This window comes from Dietzia sp. MNB45, assembly GCF_051994785.1.
Lineage (GTDB): Bacteria > Actinomycetota > Actinomycetes > Mycobacteriales > Mycobacteriaceae > Dietzia > Dietzia kunjamensis.
On record NZ_CP163397.1, the window covers coordinates 643,782 to 660,873 of the forward strand.

17 protein-coding genes are annotated in these 17,092 nt (G+C 72.6%); 8 read left to right on the forward strand and 9 right to left on the reverse strand.

Annotated features, from left to right (window positions below):
- Positions 1–20: 20 nt before the first annotated feature.
- Positions 21–668, reverse strand: coding sequence for a DUF1801 domain-containing protein (locus AB5G72_RS03175; protein ID WP_440220976.1), 648 nt, complete (start codon positions 666–668; stop codon positions 21–23).
- Between the two features lie 70 nt (positions 669–738).
- Positions 739–1,476 (reverse strand): L,D-transpeptidase, encoded by a 738-nt coding sequence (locus AB5G72_RS03180; RefSeq protein ID WP_440220977.1) that lies wholly within the window; start codon positions 1,474–1,476, stop codon positions 739–741.
- Between the two features lie 158 nt (positions 1,477–1,634).
- Between AB5G72_RS03180 and AB5G72_RS03185 the strand changes: the two genes are divergently transcribed.
- The gene (locus AB5G72_RS03185; RefSeq protein WP_440220978.1) at positions 1,635–2,267 is read left to right on the forward strand and encodes a L,D-transpeptidase; all 633 of its coding nucleotides are present in this window, start codon (positions 1,635–1,637) and stop codon (positions 2,265–2,267) included.
- 10 nt (positions 2,268–2,277) lie between these two features.
- Here the strand turns inward: AB5G72_RS03185 and AB5G72_RS03190 are convergent, their stop codons facing one another.
- The 3 genes from AB5G72_RS03190 to hrpB all read right to left on the reverse strand — a co-directional run bounded on the left by AB5G72_RS03190 (position 2,278) and on the right by hrpB (position 6,242).
- Entirely contained in the window at positions 2,278–2,736 is a 459-nt protein-coding gene (locus tag AB5G72_RS03190; protein ID WP_240341235.1) for a hypothetical protein, read from the reverse strand.
- A gap of 216 nt (positions 2,737–2,952) precedes the next feature.
- On the reverse strand, positions 2,953–3,504 hold the full coding sequence (locus AB5G72_RS03195; protein WP_187353871.1) for a hypothetical protein: 552 nt from the start codon (positions 3,502–3,504) through the stop codon (positions 2,953–2,955).
- 95 nt (positions 3,505–3,599) lie between these two features.
- The gene (gene hrpB, locus AB5G72_RS03200; RefSeq protein ID WP_440220979.1) at positions 3,600–6,242 is read right to left on the reverse strand and encodes an ATP-dependent helicase HrpB; all 2,643 of its coding nucleotides are present in this window, start codon (positions 6,240–6,242) and stop codon (positions 3,600–3,602) included.
- A 217-nt stretch (positions 6,243–6,459) separates the two neighbouring features.
- On the opposite strand from hrpB, the gene AB5G72_RS03205 reads away from it, so the two are divergent.
- Complete coding sequence (locus AB5G72_RS03205; RefSeq protein WP_067711615.1) at positions 6,460–9,114, forward strand: ATP-dependent Clp protease ATP-binding subunit; 2,655 nt, start codon at positions 6,460–6,462, stop codon at positions 9,112–9,114.
- Between the two features lie 148 nt (positions 9,115–9,262).
- Here the strand turns inward: AB5G72_RS03205 and AB5G72_RS03210 are convergent, their stop codons facing one another.
- Both AB5G72_RS03210 and AB5G72_RS03215 read right to left on the reverse strand, forming a co-directional pair.
- Positions 9,263–9,571, reverse strand: coding sequence for an antibiotic biosynthesis monooxygenase family protein (locus tag AB5G72_RS03210; RefSeq protein WP_067711618.1), 309 nt, complete (start codon positions 9,569–9,571; stop codon positions 9,263–9,265).
- A gap of 23 nt (positions 9,572–9,594) precedes the next feature.
- Positions 9,595–10,464 carry an A/G-specific adenine glycosylase gene (locus tag AB5G72_RS03215; protein ID WP_325768488.1) on the reverse strand — a complete coding sequence of 290 codons (870 nt, stop codon included), beginning with the start codon at positions 10,462–10,464 and terminating at the stop codon, positions 9,595–9,597.
- Positions 10,465–10,502: 38 nt separating this feature from the next.
- On the opposite strand from AB5G72_RS03215, the gene AB5G72_RS03220 reads away from it, so the two are divergent.
- Together AB5G72_RS03220 and AB5G72_RS03225 are read left to right on the forward strand one after the other, a co-directional pair.
- Entirely contained in the window at positions 10,503–11,156 is a 654-nt protein-coding gene (locus tag AB5G72_RS03220) for a carbonic anhydrase (protein ID WP_120284656.1), read from the forward strand.
- Between the two features lie 99 nt (positions 11,157–11,255).
- Positions 11,256–11,915, forward strand: coding sequence for a hypothetical protein (locus AB5G72_RS03225; RefSeq protein ID WP_185951166.1), 660 nt, complete (start codon positions 11,256–11,258; stop codon positions 11,913–11,915).
- Positions 11,916–11,964: 49 nt separating this feature from the next.
- On the opposite strand, the gene disA is transcribed toward AB5G72_RS03225, so the two are convergent.
- Both disA and AB5G72_RS03235 read right to left on the reverse strand, forming a co-directional pair.
- Positions 11,965–13,023, reverse strand: coding sequence for a DNA integrity scanning diadenylate cyclase DisA (gene disA, locus AB5G72_RS03230; RefSeq protein WP_067711629.1), 1,059 nt, complete (start codon positions 13,021–13,023; stop codon positions 11,965–11,967).
- 52 nt (positions 13,024–13,075) lie between these two features.
- The gene (locus AB5G72_RS03235; RefSeq protein WP_440220980.1) at positions 13,076–13,648 is read right to left on the reverse strand and encodes a hypothetical protein; all 573 of its coding nucleotides are present in this window, start codon (positions 13,646–13,648) and stop codon (positions 13,076–13,078) included.
- A gap of 197 nt (positions 13,649–13,845) precedes the next feature.
- On the opposite strand from AB5G72_RS03235, the gene AB5G72_RS03240 reads away from it, so the two are divergent.
- From AB5G72_RS03240 to cysS, 4 genes are read left to right on the forward strand one after another with little or no spacing between them, the layout of a single operon-like run.
- Positions 13,846–14,340 (forward strand): CarD family transcriptional regulator, encoded by a 495-nt coding sequence (locus AB5G72_RS03240; protein ID WP_067711635.1) that lies wholly within the window; start codon positions 13,846–13,848, stop codon positions 14,338–14,340.
- Between the two features lie 58 nt (positions 14,341–14,398).
- Entirely contained in the window at positions 14,399–15,148 is a 750-nt protein-coding gene (gene ispD, locus AB5G72_RS03245; RefSeq protein WP_440220981.1) for a 2-C-methyl-D-erythritol 4-phosphate cytidylyltransferase, read from the forward strand.
- Positions 15,145–15,627, forward strand: coding sequence for a 2-C-methyl-D-erythritol 2,4-cyclodiphosphate synthase (gene ispF / locus AB5G72_RS03250; protein WP_067711638.1), 483 nt, complete (start codon positions 15,145–15,147; stop codon positions 15,625–15,627). The genes ispD and ispF overlap by 4 nt, the downstream gene beginning before the upstream one ends.
- Positions 15,628–15,655: 28 nt before the next feature.
- Positions 15,656–17,092: a cysteine--tRNA ligase gene (gene cysS, locus AB5G72_RS03255; protein ID WP_317470223.1), complete on the forward strand. Its 1,437-nt coding sequence runs from the start codon at positions 15,656–15,658 to the stop codon at positions 17,090–17,092.

Here is a 17,092-nt window from a genome sequence, read left to right on the forward strand (position 1 = left end):
GTCGGCGCTCGGGTCGCCGGTCAAGGCGCCCCCGCGCCGGCCGCCCGCCGGTCCCACGCGCTGGCGACCATGTCGCGCAGCGCGCGGGCGTCGATCCGGTCGGGCCTGGTCACGTAGAGGCAGCCCTTTCCGGTCTTGTGGGGGCCGAGACGGTCGAGCAGCTCCGCCTCGCCGGGCCCGCCCAGGAGCCCGTAGAGGGATGTCGCCGACGACCTCGGGCTGAAGCCCACCACGAAGGTGTCGCCCTCCCGGCCGCTGTCGTAGACGTAGTGGCTGTGTCCGTATCCGACGATCGAACCGGCCCACATCGAGGCCGGCTCCCCGGTGATCTCGTCGAACATCGCGAGCAGCCGCAGGCCGTCGTCGACGCGCCGAGCGGTGGGAAGGCCCTCGATCCACTGCCTCGGCGGCGCCCCGGTGGGTAGTAGCGCGGTGTTGTCGTTGCGGCCGGTGGCCGCGGGCCGGGACACGGGGGCGGAGAACGCGAGCCCGGCGGCGGTCAGCGCCTCGCGCAGGACGCCGAGCTGGGACGGTCCGACCCCGTGGAGCGCGAGGACGTCCTTCTCCGGGGTGCCGTCGAGGTGCCGCAGGTCGGTGATTCCCGCGGTGGCCAGGGCGCGCGTCGCCGGGGCCGAGAGCCGTGGCAGCGGCAGCGGGGGACCTGTCATGCCCACGACGCTAGACCGACACGCACGGCCGGGCCAGGTTCAGGTGCACAACGATCGCCCCGCCCCGTGGTCAGAATGCGACGATCTCGTCCCCGACCCTCAGCTGCTCGAAGAAGTGTGCGGCCGCCTGCTGGCCCAGGTGGACGCACCCGTGGGACGGTTCGTCCAGCCGACCCTGGTGGAATGCCATGCCGTCCACGGTGAAGTAGGTCGAGTACGGCATCGGGGAGTCGAAGACCCGGCTGTGGTCGTGGCGCACGTGCCGCAGGATCCGGTGCGCGCCCCGCGCGGTCTCGTAGCCGGGCATGCCGGTGGTCACGGGGACGGGACCGTAGGTGATCTCCCCGTCGTCGACCATCCAGGCCCGCTTGCCGTCGACGTCGACGCACGCCCGGGCGGTCGGTGGGCACCGGGACGGCGCGGGTTCGCCGACGGCGTCCGGGGCGCCGGGACCGTTCCCGAGCAGGATCTGACGCGTCAGTTCGTCCACCTCTCCGGCCTCGACGGGGCCGCCGGCCAGCACGTCGCGGGCGACGAGGTCCACGTCGGTCAGGTGGGCCGGCCGCCCCTGTTCCTCCAGGACCCGGTGGGCGACCGAGCGGACCATCTGCTCGTCGACGGCCACCGGCTGCGGGGGCGCATCGGTCACGATCCGGGTGTCCGTCTCCGTGACACCGGCGGCGTCGGCGGGCGGGGTGGCCGAGGGCGACACCCCGGACGCGGTCCCGGCGGCGGAGGCGCCGAGCAGCGCGGCGGCGCCGAGGGCCAGCAGGCGGACCCGGCCGGTGGTACTACTCCGAGAGGCCATGCCGCGACCCTATCCATTCCCCGCCCGCGGGTCAGCTGGCCCGCGAACTCCCGGACCCCGCTCGGCACCCTCCCGCCGCGGGCCCGTCCGTGGGGACGAGACCGGAACGTGATTGCGAGTCGCCCGTCCGGGCGATCCGGGTGAGCGATAATCCGGGTATGGACACACTCTTATCGCGCGCGGGAGCGGTGGTGGCCGCCGCGCTGATCGCCGTCGGAGGGGCGGCCCCGGTAGCGTCCGCGCAGTTACCGGTCGGCCTCCCGGCAGAGGTGCAGCAGGTGGTGGACCAGGCACAGGCGGGCTCGGCGCAGGCGGAGGAGCAGGTGCGAACCTCGGTGGGCGGCTCGCTCGCCGCCGCCGGCATCACCCCGCCACCCGGCCTCGCCCCGTCCCAGGCCCGCTCACCGCAGCCCGCCCCGCTTCCGCCTCCGGACCCGACCCCGCAGAGCCCGTGCCCGCGTACCGCCGCGGCGTGTGTGGACCTGGACGGGAACCGGACGTGGCTGCAGTCCGGGGAGCGTCTGAGCTACGGGCCGGTGCGGATGTCCCACGGCATGGCCGGTTGGGAGACCCCCAGGGGGACCTATCAGGTCACGCGAAAGGTGCGGCACGAGGTGAGCCGGTTGTTCGACAACGCGCCCATGCCCTACGCGGTGTACTTCGTCGGGGGGATCGCGTTCCACGAGGGCGACCCCACGGTCGAGTCGCACGGCTGCATCCGCCTGGACCAGCCCGCGGCCGCCACCTTCTTCGATCGGCTGCAGGTCGGCGACACGGTGGTGGTCTTCTAGATCACCCGTACTAGATCACCCGCGCGTCCATCGTCCGGTGGCCCGAACCGGGGTCGGGGTGGACGTACTCGGCGGTGAAGGCGGCCCACGCCGACACCGCCGCCACCGTGACGAAGCCCAGGGCCGCCACGTAGGGCCCGAAGGTGACCGACGCGTCCGCCGGCAGGCCGGACAGCATGGGTTCCGCCTCCCCCGTGGAGGCGATGAGGATCCACACGAACGCGAGGTGTCCGACCAGGGCGCCCGCCGCCACCACCGCGGCGGCCAGCGCGAACGCGCCCAGTCGCGTCACCGCGGTCGCCGCCACCAACAGGAGCATTCCCACCAGGCCCAGGTAGAGCACGGGTGCCACGCTGCGGACGTCGATGAGGTCGGTGATCCCCAGCGCGGTGATCTGCTCGCCCCGCCCGGTGCTCAACCAGGGCAGGTAGAGGCTGAGCAGAGCGACGGCCAGGCCTCCGACCTCCACCAGTGCGCAGAGTCGACTCCGTCCGCGGGATATGACCTTGGTCCGGGTGGGGGTCCTCGTGGGGAGGGGGATCCGGTGGGGTGGGGGAGGTGTGTACGCGGCCATGAGGATCGCCTTTCGGCGACGCCGGGCCGCCTGTGTGGTCCTGACCTGATGATATGCCCGAACCGTCAGTGCATCCACCCGATGCGGCGGGCCCGCGTCGGCCGGTGTCGCTCAGTCGCGGAGGTGTCGCCCCGCCTCGACGTCCGGGAAGAGGTAGTCGGCGGCGCGGGCCGCCCATACGGACCCGGCAGCCACGAGGACGAACCCCAGCGCGGCCACGTAGGGGCCGAACGTCACGGATGCGTCGGACGGCAGCCCCGCCAGGATCGGGTCCGCGCTGCCGGTGGAGGAGCCGAGCGTCCACACGAATGCGAGGTGGGCGGCGAGCACGGCCAGCGCCACGATCGCGCTCGCGTAGGCGAAGGCGCCGAGTCGGGTCACCGTGGTCACCGCCACCAGGAAGGACATCAGGACCAGCCCGAGGAAGAGGGCCGGGGCGACGCCGCGGACGTCGATGATCTCGGTGATGCCGATGGCCGTGATCTGTCCGCCCCCGGCGGCGGAGAGCCAGGGGAGGTACAGGCTGAGCAGCGCCGATCCGAGTCCCGCCACCGCGATGAGGGCGCCGATCCGGTTCCGCACGTGCGGGATGAGCCCGTCGGGGGAGGGGGACGTCGCGGAGCGGTCCTCGCGGTGGGGCGCGCGAGGCGTGTACGCGGTCATGTCGATCACCCTTCCGGCACGGATGTGCACTTGTGGTGTACATCACATCCTAGCCCCGGATCGCCCCGGCAACCACCGACGATCACCACCGACGATCACCGCCGCCGGTTCGTCCGGCGGGTCGGCTCCGCGGACATGGGATCCTCCGGCCACGGGTGCCTGGGGTACCGCCCCCGCATCTCCGCGCGCACCCCGGGATAGGCCTCGCGCCAGAAGAACGCCAGGTCCCGCGTCACGGCGAGCGGCCGGCCGGCGGGCGAGAGCAGGTGGACGGTCACGGGCACCCGGCCGTCGCAGACGCGGGGGGAGGTGGTCCAGCCGAAGCACTCCTGCAACTTCACCGCCAGCACCGGCGGGCCATCGGACCCGATCTCGGGGTAGTCGACGCGGTACGACGACGAAGAGGGCACCTGCAGGCGGTCGGGCACCAGCTCGTCGAACCGACCGGCCTCGGGCCAGGGCAGCAGTCGGCGCAGCGCCGGTCCGAGGTCCCGTCCCGCCAGCCGGGAACCGTGGGCGAGGGCGTCGATCTCCGGACCGAGCCAGTCGTCCAGCCGCTCCGCCAGCCCGTCGGCGGACACGTCCGGCCATGGCAGGCCCAGCTCCCGGTGCGCGAGCCCGAGACGGCGCCACAGCCGGACCGCGTCGTCGTCGGGCCCCAGCGCGGCGAGTCCGCCGGCCCGGACCGCCGCCGCCACCGCCCGCCCGGCGGCCGCGGGGGAGGGCCGGACCGGTGTGGAGGAGAGCTCGATCGCGCCGAGCCGCCGGATGCGTCGCCCTGCCACCGAACCACTGTCGAAGACGGCCGTCTCGTCGTCGTCGAGGAGGTGTGACGCCGCACGTTCCGCGGTCGGCCGGTCCACAGCGGCGCCCGCGCGGATCACCGCGCCGGCCTCTCCCGCCGCACGCCCGGAGGCGCGACCGACCTCGGCGACCGCGAGCCATTCGTGGCCCGCCAGCGCGGAACCCGGCGGCACCACTGCGCCGGTCCCGGAGGCGAACGTGTACTGGTCGCCGCGTCGGCGCGCGATGCGGTCCGGGTGGGCGAGCGCCACGACCGTCCCGACGGCGTCCGCCAGCGGGATCCCTCCTCCCGACTGGCCGCGCCCGCCGCTCCCGCGCCCGCCGCTCCCGCGCCCGCCATTCCCGCCCCGGCCGTCGGCCCGACCGTCGGCCCGGCCGGCACCGCGGTCGCCCCGCACGATCCGCTCGAGGCGGCGGACCTCCTGCTCCCACGACGAGGCGTCCGGCGCGCGTCCCGACCGCAGCGCCCGCAGGTCCGCCACCAGGTCACCGCCGGGCGAGCGCCGACCCGAGGCCAACAACGCGACCACCTCGGCGGCCGTCGTCGCCCCGACGAGCCCCGCGCCGTCGAGCAGCGCCCGGGCGTGACGCGGATCGGCCGGCACCCGTGCCAGGTCGCGGCCGCGGTCGGTCACGCGGCCGTCGTCGTCGACCCCGCCCAGGCCGTGCAGCACCCCCTCGGCGCGGGCGATCTCCCCGGACGGCGGCGGATCGGGCAGCGCCAGCCCCTCGCCGCGGGGCGCACCCCAGCAGGCCACATCGAGCGCGAACGTCGTCAGGTCGGACGTCGCGATCGCCGGGGTGCGGTGGTCGGGCAGGTGTGAGTACTCCTGCTCCGTCAGGCAGCGCACCGCCACACCGGGGCCGAGACGGGCGGCCCGTCCCGAGCGTTGGACGCACGAGTCCCGCGACGCCGAGACCGTCACCAGCCCGGTCATGTCCCGCGCGGTGTCCCGGCGCGGTTCACGGCTGAGGCACGCGTCCACCACCAGCCGTACCCCGGGCACCGTCAGCGAGGACTCCGCCAGGTCGGTCGACACCACGATCCGCGGCAGCGCCGTGTCGCCCGCCCCGGTCCGTCTCCCGGAACCCGAGACCGCCCGGTCCTGGGCCGCGGCTTCCAGCCCGCCGTGCAGGGGCAGGACCTCGACCGCGTCGCCCGACCTCACCGACAGCGCGCGCACGACCCGCTCGATCTCGCGCACACCCGGCAGGAATACCAGTGCGTCGACGCCACTCGCGGCGACCTCGCGCGCGGTCACCGCGGCCACGTGGTCGAGGAAGGCGTCGGTGACCCCGCGGGCGTCCAGGCGGGCGGTCGGCGGCGGGGCGTACCGGATCTCCAGGGGGTGCGGTTCCGCGGGGACGTCGACGACCGGCGCCGCGGTGTCCCCGGCCGCGGTCCCGCCGCCGAGCAGCCGGGCGAAGCGCCCTGCCTCCACCGTCGCGGACATCGCCACCACCGGCAGATCGTCGCGCAGCTGCCGCACCTCACACAGCAGTGCGAAGGCCAGGTCGGACTCGACGTCGCGTTCGTGGACCTCGTCGAGCACCACGGCCCCGACACCGGGCAGGTCGGGATCGGCGAGCAGTCGGCGCACCAGCACCCCCGGCGTCACGAACTCGACGAGGGTGTCCCTGCCGACACGCGAGTCCCCACGGACCGTGTAGCCCGCCACGTCACCGGTCCCGGTCCCCGTGAGCGCGGCCAGCCGCCGGGCCGCCGAGCGGGCGGCGACCCGTCGGGGCTGGGTGACGACGACCCGCCCCGACACCGCGTCGGCGACCGCGGGCGGGACGAGTGTCGTCTTGCCGGTGCCGGGTGGTGCCTGGACCACCGCGGTGCCCGACGTGGCGAGGGCGTCCCGCAGGGCGGGCAGGGCCCGGGCGAACGGCAGCCCGCGGCCGATGCGGTCGAGATCGAACGCGCTCACGGCGCCCGGCCGCCGATCGCGTAGCTCATGGCGACGACCCTAGTGGCCGGGGATCCGGCCCGTTGCGGGGCGTTCGCTGACGGCGTACACGATTATGCAATCGATCCCCGACCTGCCGCGTTGAACACTGGTGACGGGCCTCGTGCTGCTCCTGCGGTGCAGAGCGTCAGAACCGGCCACTACAGTGGTGAAAAACCGAGGAATGTGAGGTAGCACGATGTTCGAACGGTTTACCGACCGCGCGCGTCGCGTCGTCGTCCTGGCCCAGGAAGAGGCCAGGATGCTCAACCACAATTACATCGGCACCGAGCACATCCTGCTGGGTCTCATCCATGAGGGCGAGGGAGTGGCCGCCAAGGCCCTCGAGTCCCTCGGGATCTCGCTGGAAGCGGTGCGGAGTCAGGTCGAGGAGATCATCGGCCAGGGCCAGCAAGCGCCCAGCGGGCACATCCCGTTCACGCCGCGGGCCAAGAAGGTCCTGGAGCTGAGCCTGCGCGAGGCGCTGCAGCTCGGCCACAACTACATCGGCACAGAGCACATCCTGCTCGGCCTCATCCGTGAGGGCGAGGGCGTCGCCGCCCAGGTGCTGGTCAAGCTCGGCGCGGACCTCACACGGGTGCGCCAGCAGGTCATCCAGCTGCTGTCCGGGTACCAGGGCAAGGAGGCCGAGGCCTCGGGTACGCCCGCCGGCTCCGGTGGCCGCGAGGCCGGGACCCCGTCGTCGTCGACGGTCCTGGACCAGTTCGGTCGCAACCTCACCCAGGCCGCCATGGAGGGCAAGCTCGACCCGGTCGTCGGTCGCGCCAAGGAGGTGGAGCGCATCATGCAGGTGCTCTCCCGGCGTACCAAGAACAACCCGGTGCTCATCGGTGAGCCCGGCGTGGGCAAGACCGCCGTCGTCGAGGGCCTGGCGCAGGCCATCGTCAACAACGAGGTCCCCGAGACCCTCAAGGACAAGCAGCTGTACTCGCTGGACCTCGGCTCGCTCGTGGCCGGGTCCCGGTACCGCGGTGACTTCGAGGAACGCCTGAAGAAGGTCCTCAAGGAGATCAACCAGCGCGGCGACATCATCCTGTTCATCGACGAGATCCACACCCTCGTCGGGGCCGGTGCCGCCGAGGGCGCGATCGACGCGGCGTCGATCCTCAAGCCCAAGCTGGCCCGCGGTGAGCTGCAGACCATCGGTGCCACCACGCTCGAGGAGTACCGCAAGCACATCGAGAAGGACGCGGCGCTCGAGCGTCGTTTCCAGCCGGTGCAGGTGCCCGAGCCGAGCGTCGAGCTGTCCATCGAGATCCTCAAGGGACTCCGGGACCGCTACGAGGCCCACCACCGGGTCACCATCACGGATTCGGCCCTGGCCGCGGCGGCCCAGCTGGCGGATCGCTACATCAACGACCGCTTCCTGCCGGACAAGGCCATCGACCTCATCGACGAGGCCGGTGCTCGCATGCGCATCAAGCGGATGACCGCGCCGCCGGACCTGCGCGAGTTCGACGAGAAGATCGCCGACGCGCGCCGTGAGAAGGAGTCCGCGATCGACGCGCAGGACTTCGAGAAGGCCGCCGGACTGCGGGACACGGAGAAGAAGCTCATCGCCGAGCGTGCCGAGCGCGAGAAGCAGTGGCGCGCGGGCGACATGGACGTGGCCGCCGTGGTCGACGAGGAGCAGATCGCCGAGATCCTGGGCAACTGGACCGGTATCCCCGTCTTCAAGCTCACCGAGGAGGAGACCACCCGTCTGCTCCGGATGGAGGACGAGCTGCACAAGCGGATCATCGGCCAGGAGGACGCCATCAAGGCGGTCTCGCGGGCGATCCGCCGCACGCGTGCGGGGCTCAAGGACCCCAAGCGTCCCTCGGGCTCGTTCATCTTCGCCGGCCCGTCCGGTGTCGGTAAGACGGAGCTGTCCAAGGCCCTGGCCAACTTCCTGTTCGGCGAGGACGACGCGCTCATCCAGATCGACATGGGTGAGTACCACGACCGCTTCACCGCCTCGCGGCTCTTCGGCGCGCCCCCCGGGTACGTCGGTTACGAGGAGGGTGGCCAGCTCACGGAGAAGGTGCGGCGCAAGCCGTTCTCGGTGGTCCTGTTCGACGAGATCGAGAAGGCCCACTCCGAGATCTACAACACCCTTCTCCAGGTGCTGGAGGACGGCCGTCTCACCGACGGTCAGGGACGCATGGTGGACTTCAAGAACACCGTGCTGATCTTCACCTCGAACCTCGGGACCAGGGACATCTCCAAGGCCGTCGGGATGGGCTTCCAGTCCTCCGACAACACCGAGGACGCCTACGAGCGGATGAAGCAGAAGGTCAACGACGAGCTGAAGAAGCACTTCCGCCCGGAGTTCCTCAACCGCATCGACGAGATCGTCGTGTTCCACCAGCTCACGCAGGAGCAGATCGTCCAGATGGTCGACCTCATGGTCAGCCGTGTCGGCGTGGCGCTCAAGGCCAAGGACATGACCATCGAGGTCACCGACCGGGCCAAGCAGCTGCTGGCCAAGCGGGGCTTCGATCCGGTCCTGGGTGCGCGGCCGCTGCGTCGCACCATCCAGCGCGAGATCGAGGACACGCTCTCGGAGAAGATCCTCTTCGGCGAGGTCGCGGCCGGCGAGCTGGTCACGGTCGACGTCGAGGGCTGGGACGGTGAGTCCGACAAGACCGAGGACGCGAAGTTCACCTTCTCGGGCGCCCCGCGTCCCGACGCCCCCACGGACCGCGAGGGCGAGGAGATCACGGCCAGTGTCGCGCCCACCGGCGAGGCCGGCCCGGGTGACTCGCTGCCGCCGACGTCCGGTGGCTTCGGTGGCGGCTCCACCGGCGGGCCCTCGGGCTCGGGCGGCGGGGCGGCTCCCGCCACCACCTGACCGGACGCCGGTCCGCCCCGAGCGGCTGACGCAGAACCCGAGCGGCTGACGCAGAGAACGACCCCCGCCATGAGGCGGGGGTCGTTCTCGTTCTCCCCGCTCGGGAACGGGGCGGCGGTGTCGGGCGAAGGGTGTCGGGCGAAGGGTGTCAGGCGGAGGGCTTGACGTCCATCACGACGTCGAACTCCAGCAGGTTCGCGCCCTCGGCGACGGGCTTGCCGTGCTCGCCGGCGTGGGCGGCCCGGGCGTCCCCGTCGCGCCACGCGGCAAAGGACTCCTCGTCCTCCCAGGTGGTCACCACGAAGTAGCGGGTCTCGCCGCCGGTGGGGCGCAGCAGCTGGAAACCGAGGAATCCGGGCGAGTTCTCGACGGTGTGCGCCCGCTCGGAGAAGCGGCGCTCGAGCTCGGCGCCGGCCTGCGGCGGGACGTTCAGGGCATTGATCTTCACGACGGCCATGGGCCGAGCCTACCCAGGCGGGCCTACGCGGGAAGTGAGTAGTGCTCGCCGACGCGGACGACGAGCCCGTCGCCGAGCAGCGAGTCCAGTGCCCGGTCGCGCTGGGTCGCGTCGGGCCACACCGCGTCCAGGGCGCTGCGGGCGGCGGTACCGTCGCCGTCGCGCAGGACGTCCAGCAGCAGCCCCCGCACCTGCCGGTCGGTGCCGGCGAACGTCTGCACCTTGCGCCGCGGGCCGTCCCACTCGGGTCGGCCCGCGGCCAGCCACGCGCAGGTGGGGGCGAGGGGGCAGTCGTCGCAGCGGGGGGCCCGGGCAGTGCACACGAGCGCACCGAGCTCCATGACGGCCACGGAGAACGCCACGGCTCGCTCGCGGTCGTCCGGCAGCAGCGCCTCGACGGCGGCCAGGTCGCGTCGCGTCGACGGGGGCCCGGCCTCCGCGGCGCCGTGCACGGCGCGCGCGACGACCCGCCGGACGTTGGTGTCGACCACGGGGACGCGCCGCCCGTACGCGAAGCAGGCGACCGCGCGCGCGGTGTAGTCGCCGACGCCCGGCAGCGCGAGTAGTTGGTCGACGTCGTGGGGGACCCGACCGTCGTGGAGGTCGACGACGGCGAGGGCGCACTCGCGGAGCCGTAGCGCGCGGCGGGGGTAGCCGAGCTTGCCCCACATGCGGATCACGTCGGCCGGGGCGGCGGCGGCGAGTTCCGCGGGGCCGGGCCAGCGGTCGAGCCAGGCCCGCCAGACGGGCTCGACCCGGGCGACGGGCGTCTGCTGGCTCATGACCTCGCAGAGCAGGATCTCCCATGCGCCGACCTGCCCACCGCGCCACGGCAGTGGGCGGCCGGCGCGGGCGAACCAGGAGAGGAGTGCGGAGGTGTCGAGAGAGGTCAACGCGAGTCTTCCTGGGTCGGCGGGGCACAATATGAGCCATGCCTCATACCAACCCGATCAGCGCATGGGCCTCGCTCCGTGACGGCAACCACCGCTTCGTCGATTGCGAGATGCGTCATCCCAGCCAGAATACCCAGCGTCGCGAGCAGCTCGTCGCCGCGCAGCACCCGAAGGCGGTCCTGTTCGGGTGTTCGGACTCCCGGGTGGCGGCCGAGATCATCTTCGATCAGGGGCTCGGTGACCTCTTCGTCATCCGCACGGCCGGCCACATCATCGACACCGCGGTGCTCGGGTCGATCGAGTACGCCGTTCACGTGCTGGACACGCCACTGATCGTGGTCCTCGGTCACGACAGCTGCGGCGCCGTCAAGGCGACGGTGGACGCGCTGGCGACCGGGGAGATCCCGCCCGGCTTCCTCCGGGACGTGGTGGAGAAGGTGTCGCCGTCGATCCTCAACGGGCGTCGCGAGGGGCTCAGCAGCATCGACGATTTCGAGGCGCGCCACGTGCTCGAGACCGGCGAGCTGCTGCAGCAGCGTTCCAAGATTATCAGCGAGCGGATCGACAGCGGCGAGCTCGCGATCGTCGGGGTGACCTACAAGCTCTCCGACGGCCGCGCCTACCTGCGCAGCGTCCTCGGCGATGTGGAGGACGTCGCGCGCGGTCCCGGCGAGGAGATGGTCGCGATCTGACGCCCTCCGGCGGCCCGGCCGCCCGGCGGCCACCCGGTCTGAGGGACACGCCGCGCCGACGGGCAGGTGGGGCACCCGCGCGGCTCTAGAGTTGGACCCGTGCAGGAACCCCAGGGCCCCCTACCGCGCGAAGTCTATGTGCGTCGCCGCGTCGCCGCGGTCGTCGTCGCCGTCGTCGCCGTGGTCGTGGTGGTGCTCGCGCTGTTCCTCGCCTCCCGCGACAGCGGGACCGACACCCAGGAGACCGCCGCGGGCGGGGAGAACGGCACGACCGGGGCCGTCGAGACCTCGGAGACGTCCACCTCCGCGACCACCGAGCGGGACGACGACGGAGGCGCCTCGCGGGGCCGGTGCGCGGACGAGGATCTCCGTCTGGACGTGTGGCCGGCCGAGCCCAACGTGCCCGTGGGCTCCGACGTGCGCTTCTTCGTCAACATCGTCAACGTCTCGGACACCACGTGCGACCGGGACCTGTCGGAGGCGCCGCTGTCGTTCGAGGTCTACCGGCTCGACGACAACTCCAAGGTGTGGTCGAGCATCGACTGCACCACGCCGCGCGAGGAGGACCAGGTCGAGCTGCGCCCCGATGAGCCGGAGCCGCGTCAGATCGACTGGACCGGCCGACGGTCCGCCGAGGGCGCGTGTTCCGAGTCGGACCGGACGCCGGTCGAGGTCGGCGCCTACCAGGTGTACGCACTGGTCGGGAACGTCTTCAGCCCGGCCTCCACCTTCAACGTGGTCGAGGCCCCCGAGTCCTGACCGGGTCCTGACCGGGCCCGCGCCGAGCGATGGGGCGCCGCGGTGGTCGTCAGCCGGTGCCCAGGCCGGTGAGGCGCTGCCGGACGTGGCGGGCCCACAGCGCGCCGACGCCCTCGACGTCGGCGAAGTCCGACTGCTCGGCCGCCAGCAGTGCGGGCACCGATCCGAAACGTTCGACCAGCGCCGTGATCTGCACCGGCCGCAGACGAGGGATGTGCGCGAGCATGCGGTGTCCGCGGGCGGTGACGTGCTCGTCCAGGTCCTCGGGCTCGGCCGGTAGCCCCAGGCAGCGGGCGACGGGCGCGGGCAGGAGCAGGTCGGCGTCGGTCAACGCGGCCAGTCGCTCGAGCCCGGCGGTGACCTGCTCCGGTGTCGGTATCGGGCGTGCATCGCCGTCGACGGCCTCCACGCGGAGGTGGTCCGCGACCAGGCCCCACAGTTCATCGGGGGTGTCGGAGAGCAGCTCCTCGAGCTGCAGGGTGGTCTGGCGCCCGTATTCGCCCATCTCCACCGTGAGCTCGGCGAGTTCGGCGCCCAGGCGTTCGAGCCTGAGCAGGCGCTGGGCCATGGTCACGACGTCGCGCACCGAGGCGTAGTCGCCCATCTCCGCCCGGTCGAGCCGGGCGCGGGCACGGGCGGTGCGGGCGCCGTGCCGCTCCATCGTGGCGACCGTCTGGTCGGCCCGGGCCAGCAGGACCACCGGGTCGGCCAGCACCCGGGCCAGTCCGCCGGCGTAGACGGTCACCGTGGTCATCGACGCCGACACGGCCACCGTGGGGACGCCGGTGTGCAGCGCCGTGCGCTCGGCGGCGCGATGACGGGTGCCCGTCTCGACGGCCGGCAGTGACGGGTCGGGGACCAGGTGGACGTTGGCGCGGGTGATCCGGGAGCCATCGGTGGACAGCACCACGGCGCCGTCCATCTTGCTCAGTTCCCGCAGTCGGGCGGGTGCGAACTCGACGTCGAGGTCGACACCGCCGTCGCAGATGGCCCGGACGGCGGGATCGTCACCGAGCACCACGAGCCCCCCGGTGCCGCTACGGCGGATCCGGTCGAGTGCGTCACGCAGCGGGGTGCCCGGGGCGAGTCGCCGCAGGACGGCCCGCATGTCGGGGTCGACCGGTGAACCGTCGGCCGAGCGGGCGGAGAGGGCGGACGTGTCAGTGCTCCTCGGACTCGCCGGCGTACTCCGTCGGACGGGTGTACTCGCCGGCCTCGACGAGCTCGCCCACGACGGCGGCCTCGGTCTCGATCCGGTCGCCGTTGGAGAAGCTCACGGTGGCGGGCACGGAGCCCCCGACGTCGAGGTCGTCGGCCGAGGGGAGGGTCGCGGTGGTCTGCTCGACACAGACGCCCTCCGGTGCGGGGGCGGGCTCTGCGCCCTCGGTCGCGTCGACGACGATCGTGCAGCCACGCTGCAGCGGCCGGGTCTCGCCGAGCTGGACCGGGGTGCCGTCGATCTCGACCCGGTCGAGGGAGACCGCCTCGCCGAGGCCGTAGCCGGTGAACGAGGCGACGAATCCGACGCGGGCCTCGCCACCGTTCTCGGGGACGACCACCTGCAGGTCGTTGACGTGCAGGTCGCCCGCGGAACCCCGTCCACCGTCGACCGCGGCGACCTGGTTGGCGGTCTGGGAGACCTGGCCGGCGCTGCAGGCCGACGCCCCGAGGGCGGCGCCCACGGCCAGGACTACGAGCGCGGTGCGGCGCAGGCCGGTGTTCGATGAAGTCACGTCAGGCTCCTCGGGGATGGTCGTCTCTCAGGCCGGTCTCATCGTAGTCCACGGCCCGTCCAGACCGGCGTTCCAGTGGCCCCCTCACACCCGTGGGATTCCCTCGTCAGCCTGTACACGTTGCTGACCTGCGCAAACGGAAAACGCCTGCACTGAGGGCGTGCTAAGATAGGGCGGTCGAAAGGGGAAAGCCACTCATGGAGTTCAAGGTCGGCGACACCGTCGTCTACCCGCATCACGGCGCCGCCACCATCCAGGCGATCGAGATGCGGACGGTCAAGGGCACCGAGAAGGAATACCTCGTCCTCAAGGTTTCACAGGGCGACCTCACGGTGAAGGTACCGGCCGAGAACGCCGAGTACGTGGGCGTGCGCGACGTGGTGGACCAGGCGGGCCTGGACAAGGTCTTCGAGGTCCTGCGCACCGAGCACGCGGAGGAGCCCACCAACTGGTCGCGTCGTTACAAGGCCAACGGCGAGAAGCTCGCCTCCGGTGACGTCAACAAGGTCGCCGAGGTCGTGCGCGACCTCTGGCGCCGCGATCTCGATCGTGGCCTGTCCGCGGGCGAGAAGCGCATGCTCGCCAAGGCGCGCCAGGTGCTCGTCGGCGAGCTCGCGCTCGCCGAGCGCTCGGACGAGGAACGCGCTGACGCCCTCCTCGGTGAGGTCCTCGGCTCCGCCGCACCGGCGTGACGCGACCGTCGGAGTGATAGGACACGGTCCGGACGGCCACCCCGCCCCCACGGGCAGGGTGGCCGCCGTCGTTCCCGCGGCCGGTTCCGGGCTCCGGCTCGGCGCGGGACTGCCCAAGGCCTTCGTCGAACTCCACGGCCGGACGATGCTGGAGCGGGCCGTCGCCGGCCTGCTGGACTCGGGGGCCGTCGACGATGTGGTGGTGGTGGTCCCGTCGGACCGCGTCCGGGAAGCCGAGTCGATGCTCGCCCGGCTCCGGGACGATGACCACCTCGTCGTCGTCGCCACCGGCGGCGCGGAGCGCACCGACTCCGTGCGCAACGGGCTCGCGGCGCTGACCGCCACCCACGGTGATGCCGGCGCGGCGGTGTACGACGTCCTGCTGGTGCACGACGCGGCGCGGTGCCTCACCCCCGCCGCACCGACGCGGCGCGTCGTCGAGGCCGTGCGCTCCGGCGAGGTCGCCGTGGTGCCGGTGCTCCCGGTCGTCGACACCGTCAAACAGGTCGACGACGACGGCTACGTCGTGGGCACCCCCGACCGTTCCGGGCTGCGCGCCGTCCAGACACCCCAGGGATTCGCTCCCGACGTCCTGCTCGCCGCCTATGACGCGGCCGGGGACATCGCCACCGACGACGCCGGCCTGGTCGAACGGATCGGGCAGCGGGTCGCGACCGTCGAGGGAGACGCGCTCGCGTTCAAGATCACCACCGCCACCGACCATGCCCGCGCGCTGACGGAACTCGCCGGATCCCGTCCCGGCTCGGCGCCCCCCGTCCCCGCGGGCCGAATCCAGGAGGACCCGTGACCGGACCCGTCATCCCCCGCGTGGGGATCGGCACCGACGCCCACCGCGTGGATCCCGGAAAGCGCTGCATGATGGCGTGTCTGCACTTCCCCGAGGACAACGGGTGCGAGGGGCACTCCGACGGGGACGTGGTCGCCCACTCCCTGGTCGACGCCCTGCTCTCGGCGGCGGGCCTCGGTGACCTCGGCGCGCTGGTGGGCACCGGACGACCCGAGTACGACGACGTCTCGGGCGAGCGCCTGCTGCGGGAAGCGGTGGCCGAGCTGGACGAGCACGGGTGGGTGATCGGCAACGCCGCCGTGCAGATGGTGGGCAACCGGCCCAAGATGGGGCCGCGCCGTGCCGAGGCCGAGCAGCGATTGTCCGAGATCATCGGCGCCCCGGTCTCCGTCTCCGCCACCACCACCGACGGCATGGGCTTCACCGGCCGCGGTGAGGGGGTCTCCGCCGTGGCCACGGCACTGGTGTACCGGGCCTGACGGCCCGACACCGGTAGACTCGGCACCCGTGACGCTCCATCTGTACGACACCGCCGCCCGCTCCCTGAGGGAGTTCACCCCCGTCCGGGAAGGGCACGCGTCCGTCTACCTCTGTGGAGCCACCCCCCAGTCGGTCCCGCACATCGGCCACGTCCGCTCCGGCGTCGCGTTCGACATCCTGCGCCGCTGGCTGCTCGCCAACGGCTACGACGTGGCGTTCGTGCGCAACGTCACCGACATCGACGACAAGATCCTCACCAAGGCCGCCGAGAACGGGCGCCCGTGGTGGGAATGGGCGGCCACCCACGAGCGCGAGTTCACCCGCGCCTACGACGCGCTCGGCGTGCTGCCGCCGTCCACCGAGCCACGCGCGACCGGGCACGTGACCCAGATGATCGACTACATGGAGAGGCTCATCGAGCGGGGTTTCGCGTATCCGGCCGAGGGCAGCGTCTACTTCGACGTCGCCGCCTGGTCGGCCGCGCCCGAGGGCGACTACGGGCACCTGTCCGGACACCGACTCGACGAGGTCGACCAGGGCGAGTCCGCCGACCTGCGCGGTAAGCGCGACACGCGGGACTTCGCCCTCTGGAAGGCCGCCAAGCCCGGCGAGCCCGCCTGGCCCACCCCGTGGGGCGACGGTCGGCCCGGGTGGCACCTCGAGTGCTCGGCCATGGCCACCTGGTATCTCGGCCACACCTTCGACATCCACGGCGGCGGCCTCGACCTGCAGTTCCCGCACCACGAGAACGAGGCGGCCCAGTCCCATGCCGCCGGCGACGGGTTCGCCCGCTTCTGGCTGCACAACGGCTGGGTGACGATGGCCGGCGAGAAGATGAGCAAGTCACTGGGCAACGTGCTCAGCGTGCCCAACATCCTCACCGCCGTCCGCCCCGTGGAACTGCGCTACTACCTCGGAAGTGCGCATTACCGGTCGATGCTGGAATACTCTCCCGAGGCACTGCAGGAGGCGGCCGCGGCCTATCGCCGGATCGAGGCGCTCGTGCACCGGGTGAACGAGGCCATCGGGTCGGGAACGGCACCGGGGGGCGACGTCCCGGTCGGCGAGTGGACCGACGGGTTCGCCGCCGCGATGGACGACGATCTCGGGGTCCCCGCCGCGCTGGCGGAGATCCACGGCCGGGTCCGCGCCGGCAACACCGCGTTGTCGTCGGGGGATCTCGACGCGGCGCTCGCGGCGGCGTCGTCCGTCCGGGCGATGGCCGCGGTGCTGGGCGTCGACCCGCTGGACCCGCAGTGGACCTCCGCCGGGGGTGGGGAGGACGCGGCGTTGGCAGCACTCGATCTCCTCGTGCGCGCAGAACTCGAGGCCCGCGCCGACGCGCGGGCGAACAAGGACTTCGCCACCGCCGACGCCATCCGTGACCGACTGGTCGCGGCGGGTATCGAGGTGGTCGACACCGCGGACGGCCAGAAGTGGTCGCTCGCCAACCGGAAGGACTGA

What these genes read in the sequence shown, in the direction of transcription:
- AB5G72_RS03220 (WP_120284656.1), top strand. Translation starts at nt 10,503, where the DNA reads ATGCCTCATACCAACCCGATCAGCGCATGGGCCTCGCTCCGTGACGGC.
- AB5G72_RS03240 (WP_067711635.1), top strand. Translation starts at nt 13,846, where the DNA reads ATGGAGTTCAAGGTCGGCGACACCGTCGTCTACCCGCATCACGGCGCC.
- AB5G72_RS03205 (WP_067711615.1), top strand. Translation starts at nt 6,460, where the DNA reads ATGTTCGAACGGTTTACCGACCGCGCGCGTCGCGTCGTCGTCCTGGCC.
- disA (WP_067711629.1), bottom strand. Translation starts at nt 13,023, where the DNA reads ATGCGGGCCGTCCTGCGGCGACTCGCCCCGGGCACCCCGCTGCGTGAC.
- AB5G72_RS03175 (WP_440220976.1), bottom strand. Translation starts at nt 668, where the DNA reads ATGACAGGTCCCCCGCTGCCGCTGCCACGGCTCTCGGCCCCGGCGACG.
- AB5G72_RS03195 (WP_187353871.1), bottom strand. Translation starts at nt 3,504, where the DNA reads ATGACCGCGTACACGCCTCGCGCGCCCCACCGCGAGGACCGCTCCGCG.
- AB5G72_RS03210 (WP_067711618.1), bottom strand. Translation starts at nt 9,571, where the DNA reads ATGGCCGTCGTGAAGATCAATGCCCTGAACGTCCCGCCGCAGGCCGGC.
- AB5G72_RS03185 (WP_440220978.1), top strand. Translation starts at nt 1,635, where the DNA reads ATGGACACACTCTTATCGCGCGCGGGAGCGGTGGTGGCCGCCGCGCTG.
- AB5G72_RS03180 (WP_440220977.1), bottom strand. Translation starts at nt 1,476, where the DNA reads ATGGCCTCTCGGAGTAGTACCACCGGCCGGGTCCGCCTGCTGGCCCTC.